Genomic DNA, 18,615 nt, shown 5'->3' with positions numbered 1-18,615 from the left:
CGCTTTCCTTGATTTACCGGGAGAGATAATATTCTCTCTTCGTTATCGTTCAGACGTATTTTGATGTATCAGGCATCAGGAATCTTTTAATCTCCTTTAGAGAAAAAAGTTAAAACGAATAAAAAATCCCCGGCGTATAAACGGCGGGGATTTGTTTAATGGTTCCCTCGTTGAATCAGTTCTATTTTGCTATATAGCGCATCCAGTTTTGCTTCCAGAACGGCCTGGCCGCGAAGATAATCCTCGCGGCGGACATAATGCAGCGGTAAATCGGCGCGAAATTCCAGAAATTCTCTCTCCAGCCTGGACCAGCCCGCTTCTGATTCGCGCCGGGCAGCTTCCAGTGCTTCAAAACGTTCATTCAGCCGTTTTTCAATTTGCGCCAGCAGAAGTTTACCAGCGGCAAACATTAATCCAACAAACGAAAGTAAGAGGGAGATGACTTCCCAAAAATCGATACTGAGTTTCATTACTCCCTCTGATTAATGAATGCAGCTAGCCTGCCCCCATTGCAAATAACGGGGAGCATGTTGGTATAAAATCGCTTTGGGGTAGTGACGATTCTCGCGCCAGTTTGCGGCGCTGCGCCCGGCGTTAACGCGTTCTACATGTTCAAACCAGATGGACGCATCCAACCCCTTTGCGGCGGCCAGCTTTTTATCTCTGTTAACCCAGCCTTGCCCGCCGTTATAGGCGCTCAGAGTGAAAGCCATTCGCTGGCAGCTATTTTTTGCTGACACGCTTTTCCACAACTGGCGGTCATACTGTACCAGCGCGCGTATCGCCCAGGCGGGATTAAACGGCTTGTTCTCGCGAAGCGCTGGGTACAACTGGCTTACCCATTTTGCCGTTGCAGGCATAAATTGCGCCATACCCTGCGCGCCAGCCGGAGAAAGCGCGTCAGGCGCCCAGCCGGATTCCTGATGTAGTTGCCCGGCAAAATCCGCAACGGGGGCGTTAAGCCCCCAGATTTCGCGCGCGGTACGAATCACTTCGTTGCTCCATTGCAGAGAAGCGCGCGGCGGTTCGGCAGCATCGGCAGGCAAGAAAGTCATAGCGCAGACCAGGCATACGTATTGATAACGCATCGTTACAGCCCCAGCGCGACGGCAAGGCAAATTGCCGCAACGATGATCGCGCGACGAATCATCGCCGCGGCGCAGCACAGCGATTCTTCCCAGGGGCAAAAGGAGTCGGGACGCGCCCAGGGGAAAAGACTGCGGTCGAGCCAGTAACCCAGCACCGCTGATAACGAAACCAGGCTGAGTTTATAGATGACGACCGGAATTTGCGCTGATGATGTCCAGCCGATAAGCGCAAACAGTACGACAGAGGCAATCAGCCAGCCGGAAAGTCGGGGAACAATAATTTTTCGCATACTCTATCTCCTGATAATTGAGAGAGAAGTATCGCTTTTCCCCATAGCGGAAGAACGAAAAGGGCTTTAATAAATAACTTTAAAAAATGTTTAGCGCATGGCGTCAAATGCCAACAAATAAACGAATAAATAAAGCTTTCGGGGCAGGGGGTAGAGGCTGCCTGCGGAGAGTCAGTATGTGTCTGTGGCAGGCTACGATGGCGGTATTGCTGCGTCATAATAATCTTTGATTAAAATTATCTTATTGATTTTTAAAGTCAGTTTAAAAACTCACGCGATCGTGAGGAAAGCGATCTTTTTGATCGAACGCAGAAAAAAATGCAAAAAATTAACTGTATATACATACAGTATTGTGTAAAATGATGACATCAGTGAAGGCTTACTTCACCTATAAAATAAATACATATTATAAATTGAAAGCGATATATACATTCTTTTAATTTATAATTAAATGCCGTTGATAGTAAATATTTATATATATTTTGAATATATTGTTAGGTAGTTATTGCACCGTTCTTTACGCTTCCCTTTTTGGTGCCGTCACGGGGAGCATGGTGCAGGATATGGAGATAAAATATGATTCAGAAATCAAAAGAAATGGTTCGGCTTCCGGAGATTATTAACGATCTGGCGTTTCATGCGTCGCAGGTACTTATTGAAAGCATGAATATTGATAGCGCGTCAGCCGAAAATGCCGGTCAGGCAATTGCTGACAGAATGATGCGCAACTGGGGCGGGCAAAGCATTTATTTCCCCAAAGGTATCTCTGGTCGGGCTTCGGAACGGGATTATCAGATTTACAGCGAGTGCGATGGGCGTAATTATGCGGAGCTGGCCAAAAAGTACAATTTGACACTGCAGTGGATCTATAAAATCGTTAAGCGGGTCCACACGGAAAAACAGCACCAGCGGCGTATGTTGTAAGCGATATCGGGTATGGCGTATAGCGACAAGCGCTATACGCCGGGAGCTGCGACAGGCCGGATAAGGCGCTTGCGTCGCCATCCGGCAGCGTATTGCCTGATAGCGCTCACCCGCTGCCGTGTCAGGGCGATTATTCAAATAAGTTCTGATGTAGCTTTTGCACCACTTTCTCGGCATCGTCTCCCGGCACGAGGAAGCACAGATTGTGGCTGGAGGCGCCGTAACAAATCATGCGAATGTTGAACGGTTCCAGGACGCCAAACACTTCTTTACCAACACCGCAGGCTTTTGACAGGTTGTTGCCAATCAGCGCGACCAGCGCCAGTCCTTCTTCAACTTCGACCCGACACAGCGCGGAAAGCTCCATCAATAAGGATTGGGTCAGTAACGTATCGCCCGTGGAGGTGGAGCCGGTAGTATCCAGCGTCAGCGCGACGCTCACCTCCGAAGTGGTAATCAGATCTACCGAAATATTATGCCGCGCCAGAATGCCGAACACCTCTGCCAGGAAACCTCGCGAGTGCAGCATATTCAGGCTGTGCAGCGTCAATAGCGTTTGATTGCGGCGCAGCGCCAGCGCGCGGAACAGCGGCGGGTTTTGGGTTTTATTGCACACCAGCGTACCGCCCGCTTGCGGATCTTTACTGGATCCAACGAAGACCGGGATATCACTACGCACGGCCGGGAGTAAGGTGGCTGGATGCAGTACTTTTGCGCCGAAGGTTGCCATCTCCGCCGCTTCTTCAAAGTCGATTTCATCAATTCGCTGCGCGACGGGCACTACGCGCGGGTCGGTGGTGTAAATACCGGGCACATCTGTCCAGATATCAACTCGCGCGGCATGGAGCGCTTCAGCCAGCAACGCTGCCGTATAGTCGCTGCCGCCGCGGCCTAACGTCGTGGTGCGGCCTTTGCTTTCACTGCCGATAAAGCCCTGAGTAATGACCAACGTTTCGCTCAGGCGCGGGAGCAACTGCTGCGCGGCCAGTTCCGCAAGCGCTGCGACGTCCGGTTCCGCACGACCAAAGCGATCGCTGGTACGCATCACTTTGCGCACGTCGAACCAGTGGGCCTGTACGTCGCGTTCACGCAGGATCTCAACAAATAGCAGGGTAGACATCAGCTCGCCGTGGCTGACCAGTTCATCGGTCAGGGCTGCCGATGTCGCCAGCGATGCCGCCTCCGCCAGAATAGTGATGTTTTCCAGCAGGCGTTCAATCTCTTCGCGAATGACATTTGGATGACGCAGACGATCAAGGATATCGAACTGGATTTTACGGATGGCGTCGAGCGTAGCGAAACGTTCGCCAGGCTCCATCCCTTCGGCCAGCGCCACCAGCAGATTAGTGATGCCGGCAGACGCGGAAAGCACGACTAAACGAACATTGGCGTCGGAAAGTACGATATCCGCGCTACGGTTCATGGCGTCAAAATCAGCGACGCTGGTACCGCCAAATTTGGAAACAACGATCTCTGTCATATCAACCTCGTGTCAGGAAATGAAAAACGCGACCATGGCACAAGGGCAGAACAGAAACCGGTGCAGGCGCAAATGCAAGTAACGTATTTATAAATAAAAGTTGTGGCCTGGACTGTCAACGTTGGGATTATGCGGATTTTTTATGCTGAGTTTAGGCTCAGTAACAGCGCTTATAACCCCGATACCCGTTTGTAGTATGTTGGCTTATCTATGCGCCCGGCGACTCACCCACTTGCTGCCTTTCTGCACCTCGAATTATTTAGGGTATATACTTTTTATCCTCATTCGACAGTGCCTGGGGCAACGGCACTAAAACAATCACACTTTTCTGTGACTGGCGTTACAATCGATCCCAGTCACAATTCTCAAATCAGAAGAGTATTGCTAATGAAAAACATCAATCCAACGCAGACTTCTGCCTGGCAGGCGCTCCAGAAACACTACGATGAAATGAAAGACGTTACGATCGCTGAGCTTTTCGCGAACGATAGCGACCGTTTCGCTAAATTTTCCGCGACGTTTGACGATCTGATGCTGGTGGACTTCTCCAAAAACCGCATCACCGAAGAGACGCTGGCAAAATTACAGGATCTGGCGAAAGAGACCGATCTGGCCGGCGCGATTAAATCCATGTTCTCCGGCGAGAAGATCAACCGCACCGAAGACCGCGCCGTGCTGCACGTGGCGCTGCGTAACCGTAGCAATACGCCGATCATCGTGGACGGCAAAGATGTGATGCCGGAAGTGAACGCCGTGCTTGAGAAAATGAAAACTTTCTCGCAAGCGATTATCTCCGGTCAGTGGAAAGGCTACACCGGTAAGGCCATCACCGACGTGGTGAACATCGGTATCGGCGGTTCCGACCTCGGCCCGTTCATGGTGACGGAAGCGCTGCGTCCGTATAAAAATCATCTGACTATGCACTTCGTCTCTAACGTTGATGGTACCCACATCGCTGAAGTGCTGAAAAAAGTGAACCCGGAAACCACGCTGTTCCTGGTGGCGTCGAAAACCTTCACCACGCAGGAAACCATGACCAACGCCCACAGCGCGCGCGACTGGTTCCTGAAAAGTGCAGGCGATGAAAAACACGTGGCGAAACACTTTGCTGCGCTCTCCACTAACGCCAAAGCGGTCGGCGAATTTGGTATCGACACGGCCAATATGTTCGAGTTCTGGGACTGGGTCGGAGGTCGTTACTCGCTGTGGTCTGCCATCGGGCTGTCCATTATTCTGTCCGTCGGTTTCGACAACTTTGTCGAGCTGCTTTCCGGCGCGCACGCGATGGACAAGCATTTCTCCACCACTCCGGCGGAGAAAAACCTACCCATTCTGCTGGCGTTGATTGGCATCTGGTACAACAATTTCTTCGGCGCGGAAACCGAAGCCATTCTGCCGTACGACCAGTATATGCACCGTTTCGCCGCCTACTTCCAGCAGGGTAACATGGAATCCAACGGTAAATACGTTGACCGTAACGGCAACGCCGTGGATTACCAGACAGGCCCAATTATCTGGGGCGAACCAGGCACCAACGGTCAGCACGCGTTTTATCAATTGATTCACCAGGGTACTAAAATGGTGCCGTGTGATTTTATCGCCCCGGCTATCACCCATAACCCGCTATCCGATCATCATCAGAAGCTGCTGTCTAACTTCTTCGCGCAGACCGAAGCGCTGGCGTTTGGTAAATCCCGCGAGGTGGTTGAGCAGGAATATCGCGATCAGGGTAAAGATCCGGCGCAGCTTGAACACGTTGTGCCATTCAAAGTGTTTGAAGGCAACCGCCCGACCAACTCTATCCTGCTGCGCGAAATTACGCCATTCAGCCTGGGCGCGCTGATTGCGCTGTATGAGCATAAAATCTTTACGCAGGGCGCCATCCTGAACATCTTTACTTTCGACCAGTGGGGCGTTGAGTTGGGCAAACAGTTGGCTAACCGTATTCTGCCGGAGCTGGGCGATGATAAAGCTATTTCGTCCCATGATAGCTCTACCAACGGTCTGATTAACCGTTATAAAGCCTGGCGCGCCTGATGACGCTGCGCTTATCCGGTCTACGTAATGCATAGCGTCTGTAGGCCGGATAAGGCGTTTCGCCGCCATCCGGCAAAAAGAGAATAAGATAATAAAAAAGCCGATATTCACATCGGCTTTTTTTATAAGATAATTCCGCTTGTCCGTCTTTATCCCCACAATTTTATATTGAGCTTAATCCTAAAATAAGCAATAACCAGAAAATCACTCTGCGTTATTTTCAGATTATACGGATGCCGATGTCTTTTATTTTAATTTTAACTTATTGATTTTATTTGTTTGTTAATTAAACAATGTAGACGTTACTTCTTTAAAGTTTAATTATCCTAAAACCTCGCTGTTATTTCTCCCGGACATAATCCGCCTGCTTTGGTTGTGTATACTCGGTAGCGCCCGAAATTCTTTTGGGTAAATCTCCATTCATTCAATGAAGGGAAATTATGATGAAAAAAGTACTGTATGGCATTTTTGCCATAACCGCGCTTGCGGCGACATCTGTCTCGGCAGCCCCCGTTCAGGTGGGTGAAGCGGCAGGGTCGGCAGCGACGTCGGTATCGGCGGGAAGTTCCTCCGCCACCAGCGTTAGCACCGTAAGTTCGGCGGTGGGCGTCGCGTTAGCGGCAACCGGCGGCGGCGATGGTTCCAATACCGGAACCACGACCACCACGACCACCAGTACCCAGTAGTATCGGTACGTTTAACCATAACCACACTCCGGTGTGGTTATTTTGCCCCTCTGGAGAAGCGTCGTGAAGCGACTCGCACTTATCCTGATTTGCCTGCTATTACAGGCGTGTTCGGCCACCACTAAAGGCCTGGGCGATTCACTGTGGGACAGTTTGTTCGGTACGCCAGGCGTACAGCTAACGGATGACGATATTCAAAACATGCCTTATGCCAGCCAGTACATGCAGCTTAACGGCGGTCCTCAGCTGTTTGTGGTGCTCGCTTTCTCGGAAAACGGGCAGCAGAAATGGGTGACGCAGGATGGCGCGACGATCGTGACGCAGCATGGCCGTCTGGTCAAAACGCTGCTTAGCGGCGACAACCTGATCGATGTGAATAATCTGGCGGCCGACCCGCTGGCGAAACCAGGACAGATTATCGATGGCGCGACCTGGACTCGCACCCTGGGCTGGACCGAACATCGCCAGGTGCGTTACGCCACCGCCCGTTCCGTTTTTACATGGCGAGGGACCGATAGCGTTAGCGTCGGCAGTGAAGAGACCGCCGTGCGGGTGCTGGATGAAGAAGTGACGACCGATCAAACGCGCTGGCGTAATCGCTACTGGATTGATAGCGAAGGCCAAATTCGCCAGACGGAACAGTATTTGGGCGCGAATTACTTTCCGGTGAAAACCACGCTGATTAAGGCGGCAAAATCATGATGAAAAGGATGATAAGCGCGCTGGCGCTGGCCTTTGTCGCGTCATCCGCCTTTGCCAGCGGCACTGTTACCGTTTTTACCCAAGGTAATAGCGAGCCTAAAACGGTGACAGACGCTGAGCGTCTGCTCGATTTAGTCGGACAGCCGCGCCTGGCAACGAGCTGGTGGCCTGCGGCGGTGATAGGCGAAGAACAGGCGACCGTGACGGCGCGTCAACAGCAGCAGGAACTTCTCGGGCGACTGGCGGCGCTCAGCGCTGAGGAAGATGGCGATGCGGCGGCGGCGATAAACACACTGCGCCGACAGATTCAGGCGGTGAAGGTGACGGGCAGACAATTCGTGAATCTTGATCCTGACGTGGTGCGGGTGAGCGAACGAGGTAACCCGCCGCTGCAAGGTCACTACACGCTCTGGGTCGGGCCGCAACCCACGCAGGTGACGCTCTTTGGCTTGATTAGCCAGCCGGGCAGCCAGCCGTTCGTCCCTGGGCGGGACGTCGCCAGTTATCTTGAGGGTCAGCGCTTACTCAGCGGCGCGGATCGTAGCTATGCCTGGGTGGTTTACCCTGATGGACGCAGCCAAAAAGCGCCGGTGGCTTACTGGAATAAGCGTCATATCGAGCCGATGCCCGGCAGCATTATTTTTGTCGGTTTTGCCGATTCCCTTTGGCGCGGCACGCCGGAGGCGATAAATGCCGACATTCTTCATACCCTGACGCAGCGGATACCGGAATAATGAAAAAAACACATCTGCTCAGCGTGCTGGCGCTGGGTATTAGCGCGGCCTGCCATGCCGAAACATATCCAGCCCCTGTTGGGCCTTCACAATCTGACTTTGGCGGCGTGGGCCTGCTGCAAACGCCGACAGCGCGTATGGCGCGTGAAGGGGAGATGAGCCTGAACTATCGCGATAACGATCAGTACCGCTACTACTCGGCTTCGGTTCAGCTTTTCCCGTGGCTGGAAACCACGTTGCGCTATACCGATGTCCGTACGAAAAAGTACAGCAGCGTGGAATCATTCTCCGGTGACCAGACTTACAAAGATAAAGCGTTTGATGTGAAACTGCGGTTGTGGGAAGAGAGTTACTGGATGCCGCAGGTGGCGGTTGGCGCGCGCGATATCGGCGGGACGGGGCTGTTTGATGCGGAATATATTGTAGCGAGTAAGGCCTGGGGGCCATTTGATTTTTCATTAGGTCTCGGCTGGGGCTATCTTGGCACCAGCGGCAATGTGTCTAATCCTTTCTGTTCGTATAGTGGTAAATTCTGTTCGCGTGATAACAGCTATAAAGAGGCAGGTTCCGTCGACGGTAGCGATATGTTTCACGGCCCGGCCTCGCTGTTTGGCGGCGTGGAATACCAGACCCCGTGGCAACCGCTACGCCTGAAGCTGGAGTATGAAGGCAATAACTATCAGCAGGATTTTGCGGGTAAACTGGAGCAGAAGAGCAAGTTTAACGTCGGCGCCATTTACCGCGTCACCGATTGGGCCGACGTTAACCTCAGCTACGAGCGCGGCAACACCTTTATGTTTGGCGTCACGCTGTGCACCAATTTCAACGATTTACGTCCCGCGTATCATGACAATTCACGCCCGCAATACCGACCACAGCCGCAGGATGCCATCCTGCAACATTCGGTAGTGGCTAATCAATTAACGTTATTGAAATATAATGCCGGTCTGGCGGACCCGAAAATCCAGGTCAAAGGCGATACGCTATACGTTACCGGTGAACAGGTGAAGTACCGCGACTCCCGTGAAGGGATCGTGCGCGCTAACCGGATCGTCATGAACGATCTGCCGGAGGGGATCCGCACGATCCGCGTGACGGAAAATCGCCTTAATCTGCCGCAGGTCACCACTGAAACCGATGTCGCCAGCCTGAAACGCCATCTGGAAGGCGAACCGCTGGGACATGAAACCCCGCTGGCGCAAAAACGCGTGGAGCCGATCGTGCCAGAGAGTACTGAACAGGGCTGGTATATCGACAAGTCGCGCGTTGATTTTCATCTTGATCCCGTGCTGAATCAGTCGGTAGGCGGCCCGGAAAACTTCTATATGTATCAGTTGGGCGTAATGGGAACTGCGGATCTGTGGGTCACAGATCATCTGCTCACCACGGGCAGCGTGTTTGCCAATATCGCCAACAACTACGACAAATTTAACTACACCAATCCGCCGAAGGACTCGCATCTGCCGCGGGTGCGTACGCATGTCCGTGAGTATGTGCAGAACGATGTTTATGTGAATAACCTACAGGCCAACTACTTCCAGTATTTTGGCAATGGTTTCTATGGGCAGGTCTATGGCGGTTATCTGGAGACCATGTTTGGCGGTGCCGGGGCGGAAGTCCTGTATCGCCCGGTAGACAGCAATTGGGCGTTTGGCCTGGATGCCAACTACGTGAAACAGCGTGACTGGCGTAGCGCGCAGGATATGATGAAGTTTACCGATTACAGCGTGAAGACGGGACATTTGACCGCATACTGGACGCCGTCGTTCGCCCAGGATGTGCTGGTGAAAGCCAGCGTTGGTCAGTATCTGGCGGGCGATAAAGGCGGTACGCTGGAGATCGCCAAACGCTTCGATAGCGGCGTCGTTGTCGGCGGTTACGCGACGATTACCGATGCGTCGCCGGATGAATATGGGGAAGGGGATTTTACCAAAGGCGTATATGTTTCCGTGCCGCTGGATCTCTTCTCGTCCGGCCCAACCCGAAGTCGTGCGGCAATTGGCTGGACGCCGCTGACGCGTGACGGTGGTCAACAGCTTGGCCGTAAGTTTGGCCTGTATGATATGACCAGTGACAGGAGCGTAAATTTCCGTTAATACTCAGGCCGGATAAGGCGTTCACGGCGCTATCCGGCAAATTATCTTATTGAACAAAATATAAACATAAATAAAAAATATAGATGCCCGTCACATTTGTGCGTTATACAGAAACCTCGCCGCAGAGAAAGAGGGGGCTGTTATGATGCCATTATCGCGCTCACGTCTTGAGTTTATCGCCACGATTTTACAAAACGTACTAAATTTGGGGCTGCTTACCCTCGGTCTGATCCTGGTTGTTTTTCTCGGTAAAGAGACGGTGCATCTGGCGGACGCATTATTCGTGCCTGAGCAAGCCAGCAAATATGAACTGGTGGAAGGGCTGGTGATCTACTTTCTTTATTTCGAATTTATTGCGCTGATTGTGAAGTACTTTAAGTCTGGCCTTCACTTTCCGCTGCGCTATTTCGTGTACATTGGGATCACGGCGATTGTGCGCCTGATCATTGTCGATCATAAAACGCCAATGGATGTATTACTCTATTCGGCGGCGATCCTCCTGTTGGTTATCACGTTGTGGTTATGTAATTCGAACCGACTACGACGAGAATAGGCGTCGCCACACCGTAACGGACGTATGGCGTGGCAATAAATTAGTCGCTGTCTATAACGCATAAAAAAAGCGCTCCGAAGAGCGCCAAAATACGACCATAAGTGGGGATAACATAACTTGAGGGCAGTGGCATTGCCCGTTACCGGGCAGGTACTTCGATAAAACTTAACCTTTCACCCCCCCTGCCGTCAGGCCGTTGACCAGCCAACGTTGCGCCAACAGGAACACCAGGGTGATAGGAATAGCGGAAAGGACGGCGGCGGCGGCAAAGTCGCCCCACAAATAGTTTTGCGGGTTGAGATATTGCTGCATACCCACGGCCAGCGTATAGCTGTCCACATCGCGCAGTAACAACGAGGCGACCGGAACTTCGGTAATCGCCGCGATGAACGACAGAATAAACACCACCGCCAGAATCGGTACGGAAAGCGGCAGCAGCACCAGGCGAAACGCCTGCCACGGGGTTGCGCCATCCAGCGCGGCGGCCTCTTCCAGCGAACTGTCGATAGTTTCGAAGTAGCCTTTAATCGTCCAGACATGCAGCGCAATGCCGCCAAGATAGGCGAAGATCACGCCGCCATGCGTATTCAGACCGATAAATGGAATGTATTGTCCCAGGCGATCAAATAACGCATACAGCGCTACCAGAGACAAAACCGCCGGAAACATCTGGAAAATCAGCATCCCTTTGAGCAGTGTTGCTTTACCTGGAAAACGCATTCGTGCGAAAGCGTAGGCGCAGGTGGTGGAGAGCGCCACGATGCCGATGGCGGTAATACCGGCGATTTTCACCGAGTTCCACAGCCACAGCAGGACCGGGAAGGGAGGCGGCGTTACCCGACCATCCGCATGTTCCACGCTGAAACCCAGCGCCAGCCGCCAGTGTTCCCAGGAGATTTTATCCGGGATCAGGCTTCCGGTGGCGAAGTTCCCTTCACGTAGCGAGATAGCGATGACCATCAGCAGCGGGAACATAATCGCTGCGATGAAAATCAGCAGCCCCAGGTGCGTGATGAGGAGACGCAGTTTCTGAGATTTGGGTTGGACCATAGCCATTGTTATTATCTCCCTTAATCAAACTTCATACGCGTGGCTTTCAGGTTCACTATTGCCAGCGCGCCTACCAGCAGGAAGATCAGCGTGGCAATGGCCGCCGCCAGACCGAAGTCCTGACCGCCGCCGCCTTCAAAGGCGATACGGTAGGTGTAGCTGACGAGTAGATCGGTATAACCGGCAGGCGTGGTGGTGCCGAGACGGTCTGGCCCGCCGTTGGTCAATAACTGAATCAGGACAAAGTTATTAAAGTTAAAGGCGAAGCTGGCGATCATCAGCGGCGTTAGCGGCTTAATCAGCAGCGGTAAGGTGATCTTAAAGAAATTCTGAAACGGACCGGCGCCGTCCATTGCGGAGGCTTCGTACAGGTCATCCGGAATCGCTTTCAGCAGCCCCATACACAGGATCATCATGTAGGGATAGCCCAGCCAGGTATTCACGATAATCACCATTGCCCGCGCGGTGTTGGGGTCGCTGAACCAGGCAGGTTTAATGCCAAACAGCGCGCTCAGCATCATATTGATTTCGCCAAAGCTTTGGTTGAATAACCCTTTGAAAATCAAAATTGAAATAAACGACGGTACGGCGTAGGGCAGAATCAGCAGGACGCGGTAGATAGCTTTACCTTTCAGCGCTTCCCACTGTACGAGGCAGGCCAATACCATACCAACCGCCACGGTTAACACCACAGTGAGGACCGAAAAGACCACGGTCCAGACGAAGATAGCGAAAAAGGGCTTCTGGATCCCTTCGTCGGTAAAGACGCGCGTAAAGTTTTTCGCGCCGATAGTAACGGTATAACCAGGACTGAGTTTTTTATCACCCCAGCTTCCGTCGGCGTTGATCGACTGATAATAACCGCTATCGTTATTTGGCCGGTATTTTACGCCGCTCTGGTTATTGGTCAGCAGGCCGTCATCAGCCAGTGTGTACAGCGGACGAGTACCGGAAAACTGACGCAGCGAGCTCATAATCACTTTACTTTCATCCGGCAGGACGGCGGTTATCTGGTTCAGCGCCAGACGGTTCTGGGTGATTATCCGCAGATTGGCGCGTTCGCCGCCCGGCAGGGCATCGGTCTCTTTCAGCTGTAATTTTTGTTCGCCGCCGAAGGAAAATGCGCCAGACAGGTAATGTTTGCCCGTTTCTCCGTCGGTGAGGGCCAGTTGCCACTCGTCGCCGGTCGGGTAAAGACCGAAGTTATAGGTTTTTCCTGCCTGATAAGAACGGTCCATCAGCACTTGCTGGGCGCGTTCAAAGGTGAGCTGGTTGGTGCTGCTGTAGTTAGTAAAGGCGATGGCGATGGTGCACACCAGCGGGAATAGCACAAACAGCCCCATGCCGGCGAGGCCAGGGTAAACGTAGCGCCAGGCATAGGTTTTACGATTTGCGAAAATATACAGGCCAGCAGAGCTTAAAATCAGCGTCATGATGGCGAACAGATACTCCCCTTGTACGTACATTAAAACTACAAGGTAACCCACCAGCAGGCCCAGCAGACCAATTACTGACCATTTAAGCTGGTCGCTTTGCCACCAGTGTTTCTTTTTAATGACATCCATGGGGGTTTTCCTCTACAGCGTTGAAACTTCCGGGCCGGAGATGTGCCTGATGGCGCTGCGCTTATCAGGCCTACGGTGTGTTGTAGGCCGGATAAGGCATTTATGCCGCCATCCGGCACAGGCTCGCGGCATTACTTAGTGATACGGCTTTGTGCATCTTTCAGCGCGGCATCCACGGTTTGACGGCCGCTGGCGGCGTTGATCACAGCCGTACGTACCGCATACCAGAAGGCGGACATTTGCGGAATATTCGGCATGATCTCGCCTTTCTGGGCGTTATCCATGGTGGCGGCGATACGGGGGTCTTTCGCTAACTGCTCCTGGAAAGATTTCAGCGCCACGGCACCCAGCGGTTTATCTTTGTTCACCGCTTCCAGACCCTGATCGGTCAGCAGGTAGTTTTCGAGGAACTCTTTCGCCAGCTCTTTATTCGGGCTGGCAGCGTTAATCCCCGCGCTCAGCACGCCGACGAACGGTTTCGAGGGTTTACCTTTGAAGGTCGGCAGCAGGGTGACACCGTAGTTGACTTTGCTCTTGTCGATGTTCGACCATGCCCACGGACCGTTGATGGTCATTGCCGTTTCGCCTTTATTGAAGGCCGCTTCGGCGATGGAGTAATCGGTATCGGCGCTCATATTTTTGTTCTTGATCATATCGATCAGGAAAGTCAGGCCCGCTTTCGCGCCGGCGTTGTCGACACCAACGTCTTTCACGTCATACTTGCCGTTTTCAAATTTGAACGCGTAACCGCCGTCAGCAGCGATCAAAGGCCAAGTGAAATACGGCTCTTGCAGGTTGAACATTATCGCCGACTTCCCTTTCGCTTTTAGCTCTTTATCCAGCGCCGGGATCTCTTCCCAGGTTTTCGGCGGGTTCGGGACGAGGTCTTTGTTATAAATCAGGGAGAGGGCTTCAACGGCGATGGGGTAGGCGATCAGCTTGCCGTTATAACGTACCGCATCCCAGGTGAACGGATAGAGTTTGTCCTGAAACGCTTTATCCGGAGTGACCTCCGCCAGCAGACCAGACTGCGCGTAGCCGCCAAAACGGTCGTGCGCCCAGAAGATAATGTCAGGACCGTCGCCGGTGGCTGCCACCTGCGGGAATTTCTCTTCCAGCTTATCCGGGTGCTCAACGGTCACTTTAATGCCGGTGTCTTGCTCAAATTTTTTACCGACCTCGGCCAGACCGTTATAGCCCTTGTCGCCGTTGATCCAGATAACCAGTTTACCTTCTTCAATTTTGGCGAGAGCCGGGGCGGAAATCATCATCGTCGTAAGTGCGGATAATGCGAGGATGCCTACGCCAGTTTTAATCTTCATATCTCCCATCCTTTTTGGTGATGTACACAGAGGTGGTTTAACGGTCTCTAGTTTCTTTATACGACAACCTCTTTCCATCCTCCCCGCCCCTACGCCCCACCCCGGCTTTATGTGATCTGTGTTACATAAATGTGAGTAATGCGTGCTGGCGCACATAAAAACACGCCGATTTTTGCGGGCGGCATCACGAAATTCCTTTTCTGTCCGCGCCCGTGGTCTCAGGCGCTGTGTCCTCATCCTCCCGCCTCCTCCCCCATAAAAAAGCCGGGGGGTGGAGGATTTACCCCAGTCAGGGATCGCGCATAGTCAGGCCATCATGAATGTTGCTGTCAATGACAGGTTGTAACGAAGGGAGAAGGGCATGGCGAGCGTACAGCTACGAAATGTAACGAAAGCCTGGGGTGACGTGGTGGTATCGAAAGATATTAACCTCGATATCCATGACGGGGAGTTCGTGGTGTTTGTCGGACCGTCAGGCTGTGGTAAATCGACCTTGCTGCGTATGATCGCCGGGCTTGAAACCATCACCAGTGGCGACCTGTTTATCGGGGAAACCCGTATGAATGATATCCCGCCTGCCGAGCGCGGCGTGGGCATGGTATTCCAGTCTTATGCGCTCTATCCCCATCTCTCCGTTGCAGAAAACATGTCTTTCGGCCTCAAGCTGGCGGGCGCCAAAAAAGAGGTAATGAATCAACGCGTCAATCAGGTGGCGGAAGTGCTGCAACTGGCGCATCTGCTGGAACGTAAGCCAAAAGCGCTTTCCGGCGGGCAGCGTCAGCGCGTAGCGATTGGCCGCACGCTGGTGGCGGAGCCGCGTGTGTTTTTGCTGGATGAACCGCTCTCTAACCTGGACGCCGCGCTGCGCGTGCAGATGCGTATTGAAATTTCTCGCCTGCATAAACGTCTGGGCCGCACGATGATTTACGTCACCCACGATCAGGTCGAGGCGATGACGCTGGCCGACAAAATCGTGGTGCTGGACGCCGGTCGCGTCGCTCAGGTCGGTAAGCCGCTGGAGCTGTACCACTATCCGGCGGACCGCTTTGTCGCGGGCTTCATCGGCTCGCCGAAGATGAACTTCCTGCCGGTGAAAGTGACCGCCACCGCGATTGAACAAGTCCAGGTCGAACTGCCGAATCGCCAGCAAATCTGGCTGCCGGTCGAAAGTCGCGGCGTGCAGGTCGGCGCCAATATGTCTTTAGGCATTCGGCCGGAACACCTGCTGCCGAGCGATATCGCCGATGTCACCCTGGAAGGCGAAGTCCAGGTGGTCGAGCAGTTAGGGCACGAAACACAAATTCATATCCAGATCCCCGCCATCCGTCAAAACCTGGTTTATCGCCAGAATGACGTGGTGTTGGTAGAAGAGGGCGCCACATTCGCTATCGGCCTGCCGCCAGAGCGCTGTCATCTGTTCCGCGAGGATGGCAGCGCATGTCGTCGTCTGCATCAAGAGCCGGGTGTTTAAGGCCTCCATAAAAAAACGAAACGCAAAACCATTCGCAGTTTTAGAAGGTGGCAGCGTTTAAAGAAAAGCAATGATCTCAGGAGATAGAATGATGATTACTCTGCGCAAACTCCCACTGGCAGTTGCTGTCGCAGCGGGCGTAATGTCCGCTCAGGCAATGGCTGTCGATTTCCACGGTTACGCCCGTTCCGGTATTGGCTGGACGGGAAGCGGCGGCGAACAACAATGTTTCCAGGCAACAGGTGCCCAAAGTAAATACCGTCTCGGTAACGAATGTGAAACCTATGCGGAACTGAAACTGGGCCAGGAAGTGTGGAAAGAGGGCGATAAGAGCTTCTATTTCGACACCAACGTCGCCTATTCGGTTAACCAGCAGAACGACTGGGAATCGACCGATCCCGCCTTCCGCGAAGCGAACGTGCAGGGTAAAAACCTGATTGAATGGCTGCCGGGCTCTACCATCTGGGCCGGTAAGCGCTTCTATCAGCGTCATGACGTACACATGATCGACTTCTACTACTGGGATATTTCAGGTCCTGGCGCGGGTATCGAAAATATCGATCTGGGCTTCGGTAAGCTTTCACTGGCGGCGACCCGCTCTACTGAAGCGGGCGGCTCTTACACCTTCAGCAGCCAGAATATTTATGATGAAGTGAAAGATACCGCTAACGACGTCTTTGACGTACGTCTGGCTGGTCTGCAAACGAACCCGGACGGCGTACTGGAGCTGGGCGTTGATTACGGCCGCGCCAATACGACCGATGGTTATAAGCTGGCTGATGGGGCATCGAAAGACGGCTGGATGTTCACCGCCGAACACACGCAAAGCATGTTGAAAGGCTATAACAAGTTTGTCGTGCAATATGCCACCGATGCCATGACCACGCAGGGTAAAGGCCAGGCGCGCGGTTCCGACGGTTCTTCATCTTTCACTGAAGAATTGGATGGAACCAAAATTAATTATGCCAATAAGGTCATCAACAATAACGGCGATATGTGGCGTATTTTGGATCATGGCGCCATCTCGCTTGGTGATAAATGGGATTTGATGTACGTCGGTATGTACCAGAATATCGATTGGGATAATAACCTGGGTACTGAGTGGTGGACCGTGGGCGTACGTCCAATGTACAAGTGGACGCCAATCATGAGTACCCTGCTGGAAGTCGGCTACGACAACGTGAAATCTCAGCAGACCGGCGATCGTAACAATCAATATAAAATCACCCTGGCGCAACAGTGGCAGGCGGGCGACAGCATCTGGTCGCGTCCGGCTATCCGTATTTTTGCCACCTACGCGAAATGGGATGAGAAATGGGGCTATATCAAAGACGGCGATAACATTTCCCGTTATGCCGCAGCGACTAACTCCGGCATTTCCACCAACAGCCGTGGCGATAGCGATGAGTGGACCTTCGGCGCCCAGATGGAAATCTGGTGGTAATACGATGGTCATCTGACGTAACGAGGGGCGCAAGCCCCTCTGAAACATCAGGTCTGATGATGCTTGTAAGCCGAATAAGGCGTCAGCCGCCATTCGGCGATATGTTTGGGTTGGCGCGCTATTGCCTGGCTACCGCTGAACCCGCCTTATTGAGGTGAGAATAATGAAAATGAAGAAAAGTCTCGTCGCCCTCTGTTTAACCGCAGGGCTGTTCGCCAGCGTGCCGGGTATCAGCCTGGCGGAAGTGAACTATGTACCGCAAAATACCAGCGCCGCGCCCGCTATTCCTGCTGCTGCGCTACAGCAATTAACCTGGACGCCTGTAGATCAGTCAAAAACGCAGTCTACCCAACTGGCGACTGGCGGCCAGCGCCTTGACGTCGCCGGCATTACCGGCCCGGTCGCCGCTTATAGCGTTCCGGCGAATATCGGCGAGCTGACATTAACTCTGACCAGCGAGGTCAATAAGCAAGCCAGCGTTTTTGCGCCAAACGTGTTGATTCTTGACCAAAATATGACGCCTTCGGCGTTCTTCCCCAGCAGTTACTTTACTTATCAGCAGCCGGGCGTCATGAGCGCAGACCGGCTGGAAGGCGTGATGCGCCTGACGCCTGCGTTGGGGCAGCAGAAACTCTATGTTCTGGTGTTTACGACCGAAAAAGATCTTCAGCAAACCACTACGCTGCTCGATCCGGCAAAAGCCTATGCCAAAGGCGTCGGCAACTCTATCCCGGATATTCCCGATCCAGTTGCTTGCCATACCACTGACGGCGTGGTGAAACTGAAGGTGAAAACCAACAGCAGCTCCAGCGTATTGGTCGGGCCGTTGTTTGGCTCGTCCGGTACCGGGCCGGTAACGGTAGGCAATACCGCCGCGCCGGTCGCTGCGCCAGCGCCAGTCGCGCCGAAGAAAAGCGAGCCGATGTTGAACGATACGGAAAGCTACTTTAATAAAGCGATTAAGGATGCCGTAGCGAAAGGCGACGTCGATAAAGCGCTGAAACTGCTTGATGAGGCCGAACGTCTGGGATCGACATCTGCCCGTTCCACCTTTATCAGCAGTGTAAAAGGCAAGGGGTAATTGTTTCCCCACAGTGCTGATTTTGCAGCAACTGGTGCGTCTCCTGGCGCACCTTTTTTTATCATTTCATGCGAATTGTTATTTTTTTGTTG

General features: G+C 52.9%; 17 protein-coding genes and 1 pseudogene. 11 read left to right on the top strand and 7 right to left on the bottom strand.

Annotated elements, in window-relative coordinates; genetic code table 11:
- Positions 1–155: 155 nt before the first annotated feature.
- Genes EOS98_RS21240 through EOS98_RS21230 form a run of 3 tightly spaced genes read right to left on the bottom strand, consistent with a single transcriptional unit; the run spans position 156 to position 1,378 of the window.
- Positions 156–470: a membrane protein gene (locus EOS98_RS21240; RefSeq protein WP_000777266.1), complete on the bottom strand. Its 315-nt coding sequence runs from the start codon at positions 468–470 to the stop codon at positions 156–158.
- 12 nt (positions 471–482) lie between these two features.
- A complete protein-coding gene (locus tag EOS98_RS21235; protein WP_127821204.1) occupies positions 483–1,088 on the bottom strand; it encodes a lytic transglycosylase domain-containing protein in 606 nt (201 codons plus the stop codon).
- A gap of 2 nt (positions 1,089–1,090) precedes the next feature.
- Positions 1,091–1,378 carry a putative holin gene (locus EOS98_RS21230; protein WP_001226439.1) on the bottom strand — a complete coding sequence of 96 codons (288 nt, stop codon included), beginning with the start codon at positions 1,376–1,378 and terminating at the stop codon, positions 1,091–1,093.
- Between the two features lie 576 nt (positions 1,379–1,954).
- Here EOS98_RS21230 and EOS98_RS21225 point away from each other — a divergent pair.
- Positions 1,955–2,302: a Mor transcription activator family protein gene (locus EOS98_RS21225; protein ID WP_000615248.1), complete on the top strand. Its 348-nt coding sequence runs from the start codon at positions 1,955–1,957 to the stop codon at positions 2,300–2,302.
- Between the two features lie 130 nt (positions 2,303–2,432).
- On the opposite strand, the gene lysC is transcribed toward EOS98_RS21225, so the two are convergent.
- Positions 2,433–3,782: a lysine-sensitive aspartokinase 3 gene (gene lysC / locus EOS98_RS21220; RefSeq protein WP_000136394.1), complete on the bottom strand. Its 1,350-nt coding sequence runs from the start codon at positions 3,780–3,782 to the stop codon at positions 2,433–2,435.
- Between the two features lie 387 nt (positions 3,783–4,169).
- Here lysC and pgi point away from each other — a divergent pair, with 387 nt between their 5' ends.
- The 6 genes from pgi (at position 4,170) to psiE (ending at position 10,590) form a co-directional block, all read left to right on the top strand.
- Complete coding sequence (gene pgi, locus EOS98_RS21215) at positions 4,170–5,819, top strand: glucose-6-phosphate isomerase (protein ID WP_000790032.1); 1,650 nt, start codon at positions 4,170–4,172, stop codon at positions 5,817–5,819.
- 443 nt (positions 5,820–6,262) lie between these two features.
- A complete protein-coding gene (gene yjbE, locus EOS98_RS21210) occupies positions 6,263–6,505 on the top strand; it encodes an exopolysaccharide production protein YjbE (protein ID WP_001541297.1) in 243 nt (80 codons plus the stop codon).
- Between the two features lie 63 nt (positions 6,506–6,568).
- Positions 6,569–7,207: a YjbF family lipoprotein gene (locus EOS98_RS21205; RefSeq protein ID WP_000824807.1), complete on the top strand. Its 639-nt coding sequence runs from the start codon at positions 6,569–6,571 to the stop codon at positions 7,205–7,207.
- Entirely contained in the window at positions 7,204–7,941 is a 738-nt protein-coding gene (locus EOS98_RS21200) for a capsule biosynthesis GfcC family protein (RefSeq protein WP_126524367.1), read from the top strand. The genes EOS98_RS21205 and EOS98_RS21200 overlap by 4 nt, the downstream gene beginning before the upstream one ends.
- The gene (locus EOS98_RS21195; RefSeq protein WP_126524366.1) at positions 7,941–10,037 is read left to right on the top strand and encodes a YjbH domain-containing protein; all 2,097 of its coding nucleotides are present in this window, start codon (positions 7,941–7,943) and stop codon (positions 10,035–10,037) included. The genes EOS98_RS21200 and EOS98_RS21195 overlap by 1 nt, the downstream gene beginning before the upstream one ends.
- Positions 10,038–10,179: 142 nt before the next feature.
- Positions 10,180–10,590: a phosphate-starvation-inducible protein PsiE gene (gene psiE, locus EOS98_RS21190; RefSeq protein ID WP_000982752.1), complete on the top strand. Its 411-nt coding sequence runs from the start codon at positions 10,180–10,182 to the stop codon at positions 10,588–10,590.
- A gap of 165 nt (positions 10,591–10,755) precedes the next feature.
- On the opposite strand, the gene malG is transcribed toward psiE, so the two are convergent.
- Together malG and malF are read right to left on the bottom strand one after the other, a co-directional pair.
- Positions 10,756–11,646, bottom strand: coding sequence for a maltose ABC transporter permease MalG (gene malG / locus EOS98_RS21185; protein ID WP_001252085.1), 891 nt, complete (start codon positions 11,644–11,646; stop codon positions 10,756–10,758).
- A 14-nt stretch (positions 11,647–11,660) separates the two neighbouring features.
- The gene (gene malF, locus EOS98_RS21180; RefSeq protein WP_126524365.1) at positions 11,661–13,205 is read right to left on the bottom strand and encodes a maltose ABC transporter permease MalF; all 1,545 of its coding nucleotides are present in this window, start codon (positions 13,203–13,205) and stop codon (positions 11,661–11,663) included.
- Between the two features lie 42 nt (positions 13,206–13,247).
- Here malF and EOS98_RS25200 point away from each other — a divergent pair.
- Positions 13,248–13,388 (top strand): annotated as a pseudogene (locus EOS98_RS25200) (hypothetical protein); the annotation flags it as partial.
- Here the strand turns inward: EOS98_RS25200 and malE are convergent.
- Complete coding sequence (gene malE, locus EOS98_RS21175; RefSeq protein WP_000695415.1) at positions 13,337–14,527, bottom strand: maltose/maltodextrin ABC transporter substrate-binding protein MalE; 1,191 nt, start codon at positions 14,525–14,527, stop codon at positions 13,337–13,339. The pseudogene EOS98_RS25200 and the gene malE sit on opposite strands and share 52 nt — an antisense overlap.
- Positions 14,528–14,888: 361 nt before the next feature.
- Here malE and malK point away from each other — a divergent pair, with 361 nt between their 5' ends.
- From malK to malM, 3 genes are all read left to right on the top strand, one after another.
- Positions 14,889–15,998: a maltose/maltodextrin ABC transporter ATP-binding protein MalK gene (malK, locus tag EOS98_RS21170; protein ID WP_000179176.1), complete on the top strand. Its 1,110-nt coding sequence runs from the start codon at positions 14,889–14,891 to the stop codon at positions 15,996–15,998.
- A gap of 88 nt (positions 15,999–16,086) precedes the next feature.
- Positions 16,087–17,442, top strand: a complete 1,356-nt coding sequence (locus EOS98_RS21165; RefSeq protein ID WP_000973641.1) for a maltoporin — start codon at positions 16,087–16,089, stop codon at positions 17,440–17,442.
- Positions 17,443–17,605: 163 nt separating this feature from the next.
- The gene (gene malM, locus EOS98_RS21160) at positions 17,606–18,523 is read left to right on the top strand and encodes a maltose operon protein MalM (protein ID WP_126524364.1); all 918 of its coding nucleotides are present in this window, start codon (positions 17,606–17,608) and stop codon (positions 18,521–18,523) included.
- Positions 18,524–18,615 lie beyond the last annotated feature (92 nt).

The organism is Salmonella sp. SSDFZ69, assembly GCF_004010755.1.
GTDB lineage: Bacteria > Pseudomonadota > Gammaproteobacteria > Enterobacterales > Enterobacteriaceae > Salmonella > Salmonella enterica.
The sequence above is the reverse complement of the archived record's forward strand: the minus strand, read 5'-3'. Positions and strand labels throughout refer to the sequence as shown.

Bases quoted from the DNA above. Each gene is read 5' to 3' on its own strand.
- EOS98_RS21240 (WP_000777266.1), bottom strand. From the start codon at position 470: ATGAAACTCAGTATCGATTTTTGGGAAGTCATCTCCCTCTTACTTTCG.
- EOS98_RS21235 (WP_127821204.1), bottom strand. From the start codon at position 1,088: ATGCGTTATCAATACGTATGCCTGGTCTGCGCTATGACTTTCTTGCCT.
- EOS98_RS21230 (WP_001226439.1), bottom strand. From the start codon at position 1,378: ATGCGAAAAATTATTGTTCCCCGACTTTCCGGCTGGCTGATTGCCTCT.
- EOS98_RS21225 (WP_000615248.1), top strand. From the start codon at position 1,955: ATGATTCAGAAATCAAAAGAAATGGTTCGGCTTCCGGAGATTATTAAC.
- lysC (WP_000136394.1), bottom strand. From the start codon at position 3,782: ATGACAGAGATCGTTGTTTCCAAATTTGGCGGTACCAGCGTCGCTGAT.
- pgi (WP_000790032.1), top strand. From the start codon at position 4,170: ATGAAAAACATCAATCCAACGCAGACTTCTGCCTGGCAGGCGCTCCAG.
- yjbE (WP_001541297.1), top strand. From the start codon at position 6,263: ATGAAAAAAGTACTGTATGGCATTTTTGCCATAACCGCGCTTGCGGCG.
- EOS98_RS21200 (WP_126524367.1), top strand. From the start codon at position 7,204: ATGATGAAAAGGATGATAAGCGCGCTGGCGCTGGCCTTTGTCGCGTCA.
- EOS98_RS21195 (WP_126524366.1), top strand. From the start codon at position 7,941: ATGAAAAAAACACATCTGCTCAGCGTGCTGGCGCTGGGTATTAGCGCG.
- psiE (WP_000982752.1), top strand. From the start codon at position 10,180: ATGATGCCATTATCGCGCTCACGTCTTGAGTTTATCGCCACGATTTTA.
- malG (WP_001252085.1), bottom strand. From the start codon at position 11,646: ATGGCTATGGTCCAACCCAAATCTCAGAAACTGCGTCTCCTCATCACG.
- malF (WP_126524365.1), bottom strand. From the start codon at position 13,205: ATGGATGTCATTAAAAAGAAACACTGGTGGCAAAGCGACCAGCTTAAA.
- malE (WP_000695415.1), bottom strand. From the start codon at position 14,527: ATGAAGATTAAAACTGGCGTAGGCATCCTCGCATTATCCGCACTTACG.
- malK (WP_000179176.1), top strand. From the start codon at position 14,889: ATGGCGAGCGTACAGCTACGAAATGTAACGAAAGCCTGGGGTGACGTG.
- EOS98_RS21165 (WP_000973641.1), top strand. From the start codon at position 16,087: ATGATGATTACTCTGCGCAAACTCCCACTGGCAGTTGCTGTCGCAGCG.
- malM (WP_126524364.1), top strand. From the start codon at position 17,606: ATGAAAATGAAGAAAAGTCTCGTCGCCCTCTGTTTAACCGCAGGGCTG.